This window comes from Microvirga subterranea (genome assembly GCF_003350535.1).
Lineage (GTDB): Bacteria > Pseudomonadota > Alphaproteobacteria > Rhizobiales > Beijerinckiaceae > Microvirga > Microvirga subterranea.
Genome location: NZ_QQBB01000002.1, coordinates 134,040 through 147,516, shown reverse-complemented (window position 1 = coordinate 147,516; position 13,477 = coordinate 134,040). Strand labels below are relative to the sequence as shown.

Here is a 13,477-nt window from a genome sequence, read left to right as displayed (position 1 = left end):
TCTTGTTTCAAAGGGAAGCTAGGAAACTGTTATTTTTGTTCGTGCTTATGTTATTCCGTTTTCCGTTTGCGTCTTAAGATCTCCTGCGTTAGTCAGCCACAACAATATCACCTTTCAGAGGACAAAATGCCTAAGATCGACGTCTCATTCATCCTGCTCTCCGTCCTGTGCCTCATCGTCGGCATTGGGATGGGAATCGTCATGGGGGCGGCCCACGACTTCCAGTTCACACCCGTGCATGCCCATCTCAACCTTCTCGGCTGGGTGAGCCTCGCGCTGTTCGGGCTGATCTACAAAGCCTACCCGGCGCTCAAGACATCCTGGCTCGCCAAGGCCCACCTGATCCTTTCCGGCTCGACCGCTGTGATCTTCCCGGTCGGCATCTACGTGTCCATCGCCCATGAGAACCCGGCTGTCGCCATCGCGGCGTCTTTCGTGGCCCTGGGAGGTGTCCTGGTGTTCCTCGCCAACCTCGTGCGCGTCTTCTTCTTTGCCGAAAAGGCAACCACCATCGCAGACGAGGCCCTCGCCTAATTGAATTGTCGCCCGCGTTGTGGAGAAATGGGCGGCATGGATCAGCTCGTTTCCCCCGACGCGGTCATCGCCTTCTGGCGCGAGGCCGGCCCCGAAAAGTGGTTTGCCAAGGACGATGCCTTCGACCAGGCCTGCCGCGACACCTTCCTGCCGACCTATCGCGCTGCAGCGCGGGGCGATCTGAACGAGTGGGAGCTCACGCCGGACGGCGCCCTCGCCCTCGTTCTGCTGCTCGACCAGTTTCCGCGCAACATGTTCCGCGGAACCCGAGACGTTTACAAGACGGATCCTGTCGCCCTGATGGCGGCCGACCGGGCGATCGAGAAGGGCTTCGACCATCAGGTCGATCCCTCGTTCCGCCGCTTCTTCTATCTGCCGTTCATGCATTCTGAATCCCTGCGCCATCAGGAGCGTTCGGTGACCCTGAACGAGGCTCTCGGCGAGGCGGACTCGATCAAGTGGGCCCGCCATCACCACGACATCGTGGCCCGTTTCGGCCGCTTCCCCCATCGAAACTCCATCCTCGGCCGGGAATCGACGCCCGAGGAGGAGGCCTTCCTGAAGGAAAGCGACTTCAGGGGCTAGAACGTCATTGCGTCGGCTCCGCGCGCCATGGCGGCCACGCCGGTGCGCGAGACCTCGACCAGACCCACCGCAGTCATCAGCTTGATGAACCGCTCGACCTCTTCCGTCGTGCCGGTGAGCTCGTACACGAAAGACGTGAGCGTCGCATCGAGCGTACGGGCTCCGAATGCCGATGCCAGGCGCATGGCTTCGACCCGATGGTCGCCTTTCCCCACCACCTTCACGAGGCAGAGCTCGCGCTCCACCGCGTCTCCGGTAATCGTAAGGTCGACGACCCGGTGCACGGGCACGAGCCGCTCGAGCTGGCTCTTGATCTGCTCGATGATGCTGTCCGTGCCCGTCGTCACGATGGTGATGCGCGAGATATGGGCCTCATGCTCCGTCTCGGTGACGGTGAGGCTCTCGATGTTGTAGCCTCGGCCCGAGAAGAGGCCGGCGATCCGCGCCAGGACGCCCGGCTCGTTGTCGACCACGATGGCGAGCGTGTGCCGGTTGACGGGTTCGATGCGGGTCGCATCAGGATAGTGCGTGCTCATCTGGGTCATGGCTCTTCGGTTCCGGGTCTCGTCTAGTCTCAGGCGGCTTTGCGGTAGATCGCGGTCGGCTCCTCGTCGACCTCGTCGGCATCGACGATCCACGTCTCTTCAAGCGCGGCGGAGCGCCACTCCTGGAAAGCCGGCAAGGCCAGAATCGCATTCACGTAGGCCTGCGTCGTTGCATCGAGCGCGATCGAGTACGTGTCGAGCCGCGTCACCAGTGGCGCGTACATGGCATCGGCGGCAGAAAACGAGCCGAACAGGAAGAGGCCGTCCTGGCCGAATTCCTTACGGGCCTGCCGCACGATCTCGCTGAACCGTGCAACGTCGCGCGCTACTGCTTCGCCCCTGTCCCGCGCGGCATACTTCTTCCCAAGATTCATCGGGCAGGCGGAGCGCAGGGCTTGGAAGCCGGCATGCATCTCGGCCGCAATGGAGCGCGCCATCCCACGGGCCTTGCGGTCCGCGGGCCAAACCGGAGCGCCGAACACCTCGCCGACATAGTCCACGATCGCGATGCTCTCCCAGACGGTGACGCTCCCGTCGATCAGAATCGGCACCTTTCCGGCCGGCGAATATTCGAGGACGCGCGCCTTGGTGTCCGGTTGATCGAGGGGAATGACGATCTCCTCGAACGGAATTCCGAACTGTTTCAGCAGCAGCCACGGCCGCAAGGACCAGGACGAGTACAGCTTGTTGGCGATGACGAGGATGGGCATGGCAGGTTTCCCGTCTTAGACCAGCATCTTGCCCTTCTCGTCGATCACGGAGCCGATGTCGGTTCCGGTCTCGCCGAGATAGTCGTTGAGCAGCATCTCGTTATGCGCCTTGCCCGACGGGATCATCGGGAAGCAGTTCTCGGTCTTGTCCACGATGCAGTCGAAGATCACCGGGCGGTCGATGTTGATCATCTCCGTGATCGCCGCGTCGAGGTCGGCCGGCTTGTCGCAGCGCATACCGACGCCCCCATAGGCTTCGGCCAGCTTCACGAAGTCCGGCAGGGACTCCGAGTAGCTCTGGGAGTAGCGTCCGCCATGCAGGAGCTCCTGCCACTGGCGCACCATGCCCATGTACTCGTTGTTCAGGATGAAGATCTTGACAGGCAGGCGGTACTGCACGGCCGTCGACATCTCCTGCATGTTCATGAGGATCGACGCCTCGCCCGCGATGTCGACCACCAGGGCCTTCGGGTTGGCGAGCTGCGCTCCGATGGCGGCCGGCAAGCCGTAGCCCATGGTGCCGAGACCGCCCGAGGTCATCCAGCGGTTCGGGTCCTCGAACTTGAAGTATTGCGCAGCCCACATCTGGTGCTGCCCGACCTCGGTGGTGACATAGGTTTCGCGGCCCTTGGTCAGTTCATAGAGACGCTGGATCGCGAATTGCGGCTTGATGGTCTCCGCCGACGGGCGGTAGGCGAGGCAGTTGCGGGCGCGCCAGCCCTCAACCTTGCCCATCCACTCCTTGAGAGCGACCATGTCCTGCTGCGGCGCCGTCTGGCGCCACAGGCGCACCATGTCCTCGAGCACGTGGGCGCAGTCGCCGACGATCGGGATGTCGACCTTCACGTTCTTGTTGATGGAGGACGGATCGATGTCCACATGGATTCGCTTCGAGTACGGCGAGAAGGCATCGAGGCGGCCGGTGATGCGGTCGTCGAAACGCGCGCCGATGTTGATCATCACATCGCACTCGTGCATCGCGAGGTTCGCCTCGTAGGTGCCGTGCATGCCGAGCATTCCGAGGAAGAGCGGGTCGGACGCCGGATAAGCGCCGAGCCCCATCAAGGTCGAGGTGATCGGGAAGCCCGTCAGACGCACGAGCTCGCGCAGCAGCGCCGCCGCATGCGGTCCGGAATTGATGACGCCGCCGCCGGTATAGAAGACCGGCCGCTTGGCATTCGCCATGAGCTCGATGGCGGCCCGGATCTTGTCCATGTCGCCCTTGACCGTCGGCCGGTAGGTCTTGTGCTGGTTGTTGACCGGCCGCGCATAGGATCCCGCCTTGAACTGGATGTCCTTCGGCAGGTCGATCACGACGGGACCCGGACGGCCGTTCGAGGCCACATAAAAGGCCTCGTGCAGGATGCGCGGCAGATCCTCGATCGATTTCACGAGATAGTTGTGTTTCGTGCAGTGGCGCGTGATGCCGACCGTGTCGCATTCCTGAAAGGCGTCGGAGCCGATGAGATGGGTCGGCACCTGACCCGTGATGCAGACGACCGGGATCGAATCCATCATGGCGTCGGCAAGACCTGTCACGGCGTTCGTCGCACCCGGCCCAGAGGTCACCAGCACCACGCCGACCTTGCCGGACGAACGGGCATAACCCTCCGCTGCGTGGACCGCGCCCTGCTCGTGGCGGACGAGGATGTGCTTCACCTTGTCCTGATGAAAGAGCGCATCGTAGATCGGAAGGACCGCCCCGCCGGGATAGCCGAAGATATGCTCGACTCCCTGGTCCTGCAGGGCGCGGATCACCATTTCGGCTCCGGTCATCGTCTCGCTCATGTCACTCGCTCCGTCGGGTCTGTCTCAAGGGTGCTGGAGGAATTCTAGGCAATAAAAAAGGCCCCAGAGGGGGCCTGTGCGCCATCGCCGGACCTGCGGGTCAATCCCGCTCCGTCGATGGCGCTCGTACTACGAGAATAACCTTGCGCATTTGTCGCGACTCTCGTTCCAAAAGTTGCGTTGACGCTAAACGAAGTGACTCATTCGGTCAAGCGGGGTCGAATTTTGCATAAAACAGCCCAGCTTCTATGTTGATTGAGGCTGTTTCGACCAAGAATGACATGACTGACAGCGTTTCTTCAACCGGAATGACCATGACCGGCACACGTCTCACCGCCCGGGCGCTTCTTCTGGGCGACCGCATCGACGTGGCAGGGCTGGAGCGCAGCGACCTCCTGTCGTCGGCACCGATCGCCTTCAAGGCCGGCCAGGACGGATTCGCGGCCCTCTTCCGCTTTGGCGCGGTGGTGCTGGTGGGCCTCACGCCCCTCGAGGAAGACGACGTCATCCGCAGCCTGCGCCAGCGCATCACCGGGGAATTCGCCCGACGGGAGGAGGAGACGGCGATCATCGAGATCTCGCCGGAGCGGGATGACCAGATCCCCCCTGGCGGGCCGATCTACATCCGCGAATTGTCGACCGAACGCCTGATCGTGATCGCGGATGCCCTGGCCAAGAGCGTGTCGCTTGCACGCGATGAGCGCGACGCAGCCGCCTTCTTCGACATCGTCGAGCCCTTCTCCCGCCACCTTGCCGAGAAAGGGCGCCATCCCGGAGGACGGCGGGAAATCCTCAAGCATGTGGGCCACGCCCTCCTGGTCCGGCAACGCATTTCCGGCCGCGTCGCCGTGGAGGAGAAGCCGGACGTGCTGTGGGACAGGCCGGACTTGGAACGCCTCTACGCCCGTCTCGAGGACGAATACGAGCTGAAGGAGCGCGCAGCGTCCCTCCACAGAAAGCTCGAGGTCGTCGGCGACACGGCCCAGGCCTTGGCAGACCTTATCGATACGGAACGTTCGCTCAGGCTAGAACTGATCATCGTGCTGCTGATCGTGTTCGAGATCTTCATCACCTTCTATCAGATGTTCACGGGCGCAGCAGGCCATTGATCTCGGCCATGACTGCGTCGAATCCGTGCTCCGGCGCGACCCAGGTCCAGTCCGGCAGCTGGTGTCGGAACCAGGTGAACTGGCGCTTGGCGTAGCGCCTCGTGTCGCCCTGCCCTCGTGCGATCGCCTCCTCCAGGCCGACCTCGCCCCGCAAATGGGCGAGCAGCCCCGGCACGCCATGGGCCCGCATCGCCGGCAGCATCGGGTCGAGATGCCGCTCCCCGAGACGTCCGACCTCGTCCAGAGCCCCCTGCTCAATCATGGCCAGGAAGCGCCTGTCGATGCGGCGGCGCAGGTGCTCCCGTTCCGGAGCCAGGAAGAGCCTAACGAGAGGTGTGCCGCTCAAGGGGCCCGGCTGGCGCGAGCCATGGAAGGACACAAGCGGTTGCCCGGTTGCAGCGAAGATTTCCAGGGCCCGCTGAATCCTCAGGCGGTCGGAAGGACGCAGGGTCCCGGCGGTCTCCGGGTCGCGCTCCACGAGAAGCTTGTGGAGGTCCGGGGTTTCGACCCCTTCGCTTTCCCTGCGAACCTGCTCGCGTACCTCGTCCGGCACGGCCGGCATGTCGGACAGGCCCTCGGTGAGGGCCTTGAAATAGAGGCCGGTGCCGCCGACGAAGATCGGGACCTTGCCCTCAAGGGTACGAAGAACCTCGACCGCATCCGCGACGTAGCGGCCGACGGAGAAGTTCACGGCCGCGTCCACATGGCCGTAAAGCCGGTGCGGCGCCTGCGCCTCCTCCTCGGGCGTCGGACGGGCCGTGATGATCCGCAGATCCCGGTAGACCTGCATGGAATCGGCGTTGATCACGACGCCGTCGAGGGCCTGCGCCAGTTTGATCCCCAATGCGGACTTGCCTGATGCGGTAGGCCCTGCAATGAGAACCGCGCCGACCCGTTCGTCACTCACTGCCCGGTCCCCATCATGGCTTCCTCCCCAGATCTTCTCGTCGCAACCTTGGTTGCCAACCCGCTCGAGCCCGCCGTGACGGACGACGCCCTGGCGCTGGCCGCAGACGCGCTCGGACAAGAGACGGAACGTTCGGATCTTGCAAGAGGGATCGCGGCCGATCTGATCCTGAAGGGCCCGGCTGACACGAAGGCGGTCGAGCATACCCTGCGCGCGGCCCTGCAGGGGCGCCCGGTGGACATCGTTGTCCAGCCGCTGACGCATCGGCGCAAGCGCCTTTTCCTGGCGGACATGGATTCGACCATGATCGGCCAGGAATGCATCGACGAGCTCGCGGACTATGTCGGCCTCAAGGCCGAGGTGTCGGAGATCACCGAGCGCGCTATGCGGGGCGAGATCGCCTTCGAGCCGGCCCTGCGCGAGCGGGTGGCGCTATTGAAGAATCTGCCCGTTGGCGTGGTCGACCAGATCATCGAGAACCGGATCACCCTCACGCCGGGCGGACGCGCCCTGGTCCAAACCATGCGAGCGAACGGCGCCTATACCTGCCTGGTGTCCGGCGGCTTCACCCTGTTCACCGGGCCGGTCGCGGCCAAGATCGGCTTCGACGAGCACCGCTCGAACCACCTCATCGTCGAGAGCGAGAAACTCGCCGGCCTTGTCGAAGAGCCGATCCTCGGCCGGGAGGCGAAGCTCGCGACCCTCATCGAGCTGCGTGATCGCCTCGGCCTCGGACCGCAGGACACGATGGCGGTCGGCGACGGCGCCAACGATCTCGCCATGCTCGGCGAAGCCGGCCTCGGCGTCGCCTTCCGAGCCAAGCCTGCCGTAGCGGCAGCGGCCCATGCTCGGATCGACCATGCGGATCTGTCGGCACTGCTCTATGCGCAGGGGTATCGCGAGGCTGAGATCGTCAACGACTGAGCTTCGTGGGCTCCACGCAAAGAAAAGGCGGCCTCGGGGGCCGCCTTTTGCACGTCTAAATCGCCCTGCCCTACTCGATGGACAGCGCCACGAAGCGGACCTCGCCCTGGGCGTTGGCCACGAGAAGAAGCGCCGACTTGCGCCCCTGGGTCTTCAGGTCGTCGAGTTTCTTGGTGACGTCGGCCGGAGTCGAGACCGGCTCCTGGTTCACCTCGACGATGACCTCGCCGGCCTGGATCCGCTTGTCGGAGGCGGCGGAGTTCGGGTCCACGCGCGTGATGACCACGCCCTTGGCATCGTCCTTGAGATTGTACCGGCGGCGCATCTCGTCATTGATGCCGGAGAGGTTCAGGCCGAGCGCCTGACGGGTCGCCGTCGGCGTGTCCGTCGAGGGCTGCTGCAGGCTGGCCTGCTTCTCGCTGTCCTCGAGGCGACCGAGGGTAACCTTCTTGGTCTCCTCCTTGCCCTTGCGGACGACGACCACATCGACGGCCTTGCCGACCGGCGTCGAGGAGACGATGCGCGGCAGGTCGCGGGAATCCTTGACCTCCTTACCGTCGAACCGGACGATCACGTCGCCGACCTCAAGGCCGGCCGGCTTGGCTGGGCCCTTGTCATCGATGCCCGCGATGAGCGCGCCGCGCGCGGTTCCGAGGCCGAGGGCCTCAGCAGTCGCGTCATCCACGTTCTGGATGCGGACACCGAGCCAGCCGCGGCGGGTCTCGCCGAACTCGCGGAGCTGGTCGATCACGGGAACCGCCGTCGCTGCCGGAACCGCGAAGCCGATGCCCACTGAGCCGCCGGTCGGCGACAGGATGGCCGTATTGATGCCGATCACCTCGCCATTCATGTTGAAGAGCGGGCCGCCCGAGTTGCCCTTGTTGATGGACGCGTCGGTCTGAATGTAGTTGTCGTAAGGTCCGGACTCGATGTTGCGGCCACGGGCCGACACGATGCCGGCCGTCACCGAACCACCGAGGCCGAACGGGTTGCCGATCGCCAGCACCCAGTCGCCGGGCCTGATCGCATCCGAGTTGCCGAATTTCACCGCCTTGAGGGGCTTGTCCGACTTCACTTTGAGAACGGCCAAGTCGACCTTGGAGTCTTTGCCGACGATATCGGCCTTCAGGCGGGTGCCGTCCGAGAAGATCACGCTGATGTCGTTGGCATCGCCGATCACGTGATTGTTGGTCACCACGATGCCCGAAGGATCGATGACGAAGCCGGATCCGAGCGAGTTGGAGCGGCGCGGACGCGAGGGCGTGCTGTCGCCGTTTTGCCCGTTCTGCCCGCGACGGTTGAAGAATTCCTCGAACAGGTCCTCGAACGGGGTGCCCGGCGGGAGCTGGGGCAGCGTCCTGTTCCGAGTCTCGACCGTGGTCGAGGCCGAGATGTTGACGACGGCGCCCGTCACCTCCTCGGCCAGATCGGCGAAGGATTCGGGCGCAGCCCGGGCGAAGGCCGGCAGCGGCGCGACGACCGCCAGAGACATCAGGACCGCGAAGCAGGACGCGGCCAGCCGGCGCATGGGGCGCTGGGACTGCGCCGTGTCGGTAGGCGCCGGCGCGTTCAAGGCGTGGGTCATGGATGATCCTCTCTCGGAGAGCATGAGCATAGATAAATTGTTCGTCCGGTCCGTCATTCAAGCTCCGATTACGGCGGAAGCGGGGCTCGATCTCATCCGAATTGGCGCACCAGCCAGATAATCCCGAGGCCGACAAGCGCCGACAGGATCCCGACCAGCCGCATCCGGTCGCTCGGGCTGTGAGCCGCTTCGAACATGGCGCGCCTCATCCCGTCCGGGAAGGCCGCAAACAAAATGCCCTCGACCGCGAGAGCGAGGCCGAGGGCTGCGATAAGGTCCAGCATCGTCGCCTTATTGGGCAGGTGCGGGCTGGACGGGAGCCGGAGCGGCCGGGGCCGGCCGCGCGGGCGTAGCCGCCTGACCGTTGCCGTTCGGCCGGCCGGACGTGGTGTTGAAGAAGCGGAAGAATTCCGAATCCGGGCTCAGGACGAGCCGGGTGTCTCCGGACTTCAAGCCGTTCTCGTACGCCTGCATGGAGCGGTAGAAGGCGAAGAAGTCCGGATCCTGGCCGAAGGCCTCCGCAAGAATCCGGTTCCGGTCTGCGTCGCCTTGACCGCGCAGCTCCTCGGCCTGGCGGTTCGCCTCGGCCCGGATGATGGTCGCCTCGCGCTCGGCGCGGGCCCGGATCGTCTGGGCCCGCTGCTGGCCGTTGGCGCGCAGGTCCGCCGCCTCGCGCTCGCGCTCGGTCCGCATCCGCTGATAAACCGCCTGGCTGTTGGCCGCCGGCAGGTCGACCCGGGTGAGACGGACGTCGATCATCTCGATGCCGAGGCTCCCCGCCTGCCGGTTCACGTCTGCCTGGATCCGGTTCATGAGGTCCGCGCGTTCCGTGCGAACGATGGCATCGCGCGACGCGCTCGCCAGGATGTTACGCATGGTCGAGTTGGTGAAGCTGGCCAACCGCTGGTTCGCCAGGGTGATGTTGCCGACCGCCTGATAGAACTTGAGCGGGTCGATGATCCGGTAGCGCGTGAAGGCGTCGACCTCCAGGTTCTGGCGGTCGGCGGAGAGGAGCGTCTGCACCGGAAGGTCCAAGTCCAGCACGCGCTTGTCGAAATAGGTCACGTTGTCGATGAGCGGCAACTTGAACTTCAGGCCGGGCTCCCGGATCTCGGACTGCACCGCGCCGAAGCGGAGCACCAGGGCATACTGGGTCTGCTGGACGATAAAGACCGAGCTGTAGAGCACAATCAGGGCAAGCCCCACGAGGATCAGGATGCCGGTGCGAAAGGCGGAACTATTCATCGCGTGGCTCCCTGCTGGGCCGGATTGCCGCCCTGGGCAGGCTGCCGGTTCTGTAGCTCGTTGAGGGGCAGGTAAGGAACGACGCCCTGTCCGCCGCTGCTCGGATCGATGATGACCTTGTCGACGTTGCCGAAGACGCGCTCCATCGTCTCGAGGAAGATGCGCTCGCGGCTGATTTCGGGGGCCTGACGATACGATTCGTAGACTTGACGGAAGCGGGCCGCCTGACCGGTCGCGTCCGCGACGGACTGCTCCCGGTAGGCCTCTGCCTGCTGCACGGTCCGTGCGGCCTCGCCTCGCGCCTCGGGAACGACGCGGCTGGCGAAGGTCTCGGCCTCGTTCTGGACGCGCACGGCGTCCTGCTGGGCCGCGTTCACGTCGAAGAAGGCCTGGCGGACGTCTGCCGGAGGCTGGGCGGCCTGAAGCTGCACGACGTTGATCAGAACGCCGGCCCCATAGGCGTCCAGGGCCTCCTGCATGATCTGGCGCACCTCCTGGGCGACGCTCGCCTGCTCGGTGGTCAGGATCGCCTGAATGTTGCGGCGCCCGACGACCTCGCGCATGGCGCTTTCCGCCACGGACTTGATCGTGCCCTGCGGGTTCTGGAGATTGAAGACGAAATCCTGGGCCCGGGCGGGATTGACCTGCCAGACCGCATCGAAGTCGATGTCGATGATGTTCTCATCGGCCGTCAGCATGAGGCTCTCTTCGAGGATGTCACGGGAGCGCGCCTGCCCACCGGTGGAGCGGTAGCCCACCTCGATCCGCTGCTGCTCGGTGACGTTCGGCTTGAGGACCCGGCCGATCGGATAGGGCAGATTGTAGCGCAGGCCCTCGCCGGTCGTTCCGGTATAGCGCCCGAAGATCATGTTGATGCCGACCTCGTTCGGCCGCACCGTGTAGAAACCGGTCAGCAGCCAGACGGCGATCACGCCGAGCACCAGGACTGCCAGTCCCTTGCCGCCCATGGAGCCGCCGCCGCCCGGCAGGAAGTCCTTCAGACGGTCCTGAGAGCGGCGAAGAATGTCCTCAAGATCCGGGGGATTGCCGTTCCCCTGCGGGCCGCCACCGCCCCAAGGGCTCTTGCCGCCTCCCGATCCGCCGCGATTGCCCCATGGGCCGCCGCCGCCGCTTTGGTTACTCCAAGGCATAGGTTGCCATTCCTCACTCTGAAAAGTCCGGCCGGTCGAGCCGTTTGGGTGAAAGGCGGTTGTGGGTGGTGTTTCTCCCACCTGTCAAGGCTGCGACTTGGGGATTGTCGAGGCTTTCGTCAACTCTTCAAGGCCTTAAGAGCGCCGTTCAAGATCGATGAAGGTAAACGAATGCTCGTTATCGGCCCCTTTGGGATGGTCGCTGCGTTTGACTTCACGGAAGCGTGATCGATCCACGGGCGGGAACACGGCGTCTCCTTCGGGAGCCGTATGGACTTCCGTCAGGTAGATCTTCTCGACATGCGGCAGTGCGAGACGGTAGATCTCCGCGCCCCCGGCCACGGCAATCGCATCGGCTCCCATGGCTTGCGCCAGGGTCGTGCCAATGGCGACGGCCTGATCCCAGTCATGGGCAACGTGGACTCCGTCCGCCGCGAAGGACCGGTCATGGGTCAGGACGATGGTCTCGCGCCCGGGCAGCGGCTTGCCGATGGACTGGAAGGTCTTTCGGCCCATGATCATGGGCTTGCCCCAGGTCAGGTCCCGGAACCGGCGCAGGTCCGTTTTCAGACGCCAGAGAAGCTGGTTGTCCCGCCCGATGACGCCGTTATCCGCGGCGGCGACGACGATGATGAGGGGTACCGTCATGATGCCTCCGCCAGCTTCAAGAGAGGTTCTCCGGTAACCCTCTGCACCGTCCATTCGTCCATAGGGGCTGCCCCGATCGACCGGTAGAAGCGAAGGGCCGGCTCGTTCCAGTCGAGCACCCACCATTCGAGTCTCGGCAGCCCCTCGGCGACGCAGCGGCGTGCGAGATGGCGCAGGAGCGCCTTGCCGATCCCCTTGGAGCGGAACGCGGGGCGAACGTAGAGATCCTCCAGATAGATCCCGTGCCGCCCCCGGAACGTGGAGAAATTGTAGAACCACAGAGCGAAGCCCGCAGGCTCCCCGCTCCATTCGGCGATGTCGGCGAAAACCCGCGGCTGGGTGCCGAAGAGAGCGCCGGCGATGTCCGCCTCCGTGGCGTCGACTTCGTGAGCCAGGCGCTCGTATTCCGCCAGCTCCCGGATGAAATCGAACACGAGGGGTGCATCGCGGGGTTCGGCTTGGCAGATCGTGATGGACATGGGGATCTTGTGCCCAAGCTTGTGCGCTCTGTCGAGCCTCAATCGCCCTCTTCCTCCGCCTCGACCCGTCGGGGCGACCCCCACCCTTCCAGGATCGCATTCATGTCGTCGAGGACGAAGAACCGGGCGCTGTCCTGATCGTAGCCTTCGGCGAGGAGGCCATCGTAGTCCGTGAACTGGTGTCGGATATACGACACGAGGGACAGCCAGGCCGCCGCTTCGGGGGACGCGTTGTGAAGCCCCCGGCTGCCCAGCGCATGATCCGTCACCACCTCGAACTCATGCCGCGGGATCCGCGGCGCGAGGATGCGGACGGCGCTCTCGACGGCTTCACGCCTGTTCATGAATGGAGAGGCTCCGAGCTGATGATCTGCGACGGCCGGCCGGCTCGGGCAGGTTCTAGGACCTGAACTCTATAGCAGCCTCGGCTGCCTCAGCACAGCAGCCATAGCGAGATTCCATCCGCTACCCGCTCGAATGCAACCGTGCTCGCCGAAGCAGCCGAAACGCCCTAGGTTCGGGGCAGTGGATGGGTCAGGCGCGAGCGGTCCGTCGATGGCTCCGACGCGGCTTCGCCTCCTCCTCCGGCCCCTTGCTCAGGACGGATGCGACGGCCCCGACATCGGCGATCACGAGGCGGCGCCGATAGCGGCGGATCTGGCGCTGCGCCTCCCAGGCACGCAATGTCCTGCTCACGGTCGGCAACGTACTGCCGATCAGATCGGCGAGATCCTGGCGGCTGACCGGGAACGGAATCTCGACACCCTCCGGCACCGTCTCTCCGAAGGTGTCGACGAGCCTCAGGATCGTCCGCGCGAGGCGCTGCTCCACGGGCTCGCTGGAAAGATCGCGCAACCTGCTCTCCATCTCCCGAAGCCGGGTCTCAAGGTCATGAATGACGTTGAGGGCCACGAGCGGATGCCGGTCGACGAGATCCCGAATGAACTCGGACGGCCATTGGAGCTCCACTCCCTGTGTGACGGTGATGGCATGAACCGGATATCGGCCTGCGAGCAGGGCCGGACTGCCGAAGATCTCCCCCGGACGAACGTACTTGACGATGACGCGCGCACCCGTCGGCGTCGTCTGCACCAATCTCGCCACCCCTGAGGCCAGGACATGAACCGCTTGGGCGGCCTCTCCTTCCGCGAACAGCACCTCGTCGGGGCTGACGATCCGTCGCCGGGCATGGCGCAGCAACTCCGATGCGGCGCCCGCATCGAGGCCTCTGAGAAGGCCTATCGACAATGCATTCTCGAACATGCGC

Annotated in this window: 16 protein-coding genes; 4 read left to right on the top strand and 12 right to left on the bottom strand. The window is 64.7% G+C overall.

What is annotated here, in order from left to right:
* Positions 1–126: 126 nt before the first annotated feature.
* On the top strand, positions 127–534 hold the full coding sequence (locus tag DES45_RS05420) for a hypothetical protein (protein WP_210210185.1): 408 nt from the start codon (positions 127–129) through the stop codon (positions 532–534).
* Between the two features lie 36 nt (positions 535–570).
* Positions 571–1,119, top strand: coding sequence for a DUF924 family protein (locus DES45_RS05415; RefSeq protein ID WP_114769441.1), 549 nt, complete (start codon positions 571–573; stop codon positions 1,117–1,119).
* On the opposite strand, the gene ilvN is transcribed toward DES45_RS05415, so the two are convergent.
* From ilvN to DES45_RS05400, 3 genes are read right to left on the bottom strand one after another with little or no spacing between them, the layout of a single operon-like run.
* Positions 1,116–1,664 (bottom strand): acetolactate synthase small subunit, encoded by a 549-nt coding sequence (gene ilvN / locus DES45_RS05410; RefSeq protein ID WP_114768976.1) that lies wholly within the window; start codon positions 1,662–1,664, stop codon positions 1,116–1,118. The two genes, DES45_RS05415 and ilvN, sit on opposite strands and share 4 nt — an antisense overlap.
* A 29-nt stretch (positions 1,665–1,693) precedes the next feature.
* Positions 1,694–2,374, bottom strand: a complete 681-nt coding sequence (locus DES45_RS05405; RefSeq protein WP_114768975.1) for a glutathione S-transferase family protein — start codon at positions 2,372–2,374, stop codon at positions 1,694–1,696.
* Between the two features lie 15 nt (positions 2,375–2,389).
* A complete protein-coding gene (locus DES45_RS05400; protein ID WP_114768974.1) occupies positions 2,390–4,162 on the bottom strand; it encodes an acetolactate synthase 3 large subunit in 1,773 nt (590 codons plus the stop codon).
* 281 nt (positions 4,163–4,443) lie between these two features.
* Between DES45_RS05400 and DES45_RS05395 the strand changes: the two genes are divergently transcribed.
* On the top strand, positions 4,444–5,271 hold the full coding sequence (locus DES45_RS05395) for an RMD1 family protein (RefSeq protein ID WP_114769440.1): 828 nt from the start codon (positions 4,444–4,446) through the stop codon (positions 5,269–5,271).
* Here DES45_RS05395 and miaA read toward each other — a convergent pair.
* Positions 5,249–6,178, bottom strand: coding sequence for a tRNA (adenosine(37)-N6)-dimethylallyltransferase MiaA (gene miaA, locus DES45_RS05390; protein ID WP_114768973.1), 930 nt, complete (start codon positions 6,176–6,178; stop codon positions 5,249–5,251). The two genes, DES45_RS05395 and miaA, sit on opposite strands and share 23 nt — an antisense overlap.
* 15 nt (positions 6,179–6,193) lie before the next feature.
* Between miaA and serB the strand changes: the two genes are divergently transcribed.
* Positions 6,194–7,102, top strand: a complete 909-nt coding sequence (gene serB, locus DES45_RS05385; protein ID WP_114768972.1) for a phosphoserine phosphatase SerB — start codon at positions 6,194–6,196, stop codon at positions 7,100–7,102.
* A gap of 70 nt (positions 7,103–7,172) precedes the next feature.
* Here the strand turns inward: serB and DES45_RS05380 are convergent, their stop codons facing one another.
* From DES45_RS05380 to DES45_RS05345, 8 genes are all read right to left on the bottom strand, one after another.
* Complete coding sequence (locus tag DES45_RS05380; RefSeq protein ID WP_114769439.1) at positions 7,173–8,687, bottom strand: DegQ family serine endoprotease; 1,515 nt, start codon at positions 8,685–8,687, stop codon at positions 7,173–7,175.
* A gap of 92 nt (positions 8,688–8,779) precedes the next feature.
* Positions 8,780–8,971, bottom strand: a complete 192-nt coding sequence (locus DES45_RS05375) for a DUF2065 domain-containing protein (RefSeq protein ID WP_114768971.1) — start codon at positions 8,969–8,971, stop codon at positions 8,780–8,782.
* Positions 8,972–8,978: 7 nt separating this feature from the next.
* Positions 8,979–9,932, bottom strand: coding sequence for a protease modulator HflC (hflC, locus tag DES45_RS05370; protein WP_114768970.1), 954 nt, complete (start codon positions 9,930–9,932; stop codon positions 8,979–8,981).
* Positions 9,929–11,083, bottom strand: coding sequence for an FtsH protease activity modulator HflK (gene hflK / locus DES45_RS05365; protein ID WP_114768969.1), 1,155 nt, complete (start codon positions 11,081–11,083; stop codon positions 9,929–9,931). The genes hflC and hflK overlap by 4 nt, the downstream gene beginning before the upstream one ends.
* 135 nt (positions 11,084–11,218) lie before the next feature.
* Positions 11,219–11,731 (bottom strand): dihydrofolate reductase, encoded by a 513-nt coding sequence (locus tag DES45_RS05360; RefSeq protein WP_114768968.1) that lies wholly within the window; start codon positions 11,729–11,731, stop codon positions 11,219–11,221.
* Positions 11,728–12,210 carry a GNAT family N-acetyltransferase gene (locus DES45_RS05355; RefSeq protein ID WP_114769438.1) on the bottom strand — a complete coding sequence of 161 codons (483 nt, stop codon included), beginning with the start codon at positions 12,208–12,210 and terminating at the stop codon, positions 11,728–11,730. Before DES45_RS05355 ends, DES45_RS05360 begins: the two co-directional genes overlap by 4 nt.
* 38 nt (positions 12,211–12,248) lie before the next feature.
* The gene (locus DES45_RS05350) at positions 12,249–12,554 is read right to left on the bottom strand and encodes a DUF2293 domain-containing protein (RefSeq protein ID WP_114768967.1); all 306 of its coding nucleotides are present in this window, start codon (positions 12,552–12,554) and stop codon (positions 12,249–12,251) included.
* Positions 12,555–12,744: 190 nt separating this feature from the next.
* Entirely contained in the window at positions 12,745–13,473 is a 729-nt protein-coding gene (locus tag DES45_RS05345) for a Crp/Fnr family transcriptional regulator (RefSeq protein WP_114768966.1), read from the bottom strand.
* Positions 13,474–13,477 lie beyond the last annotated feature (4 nt).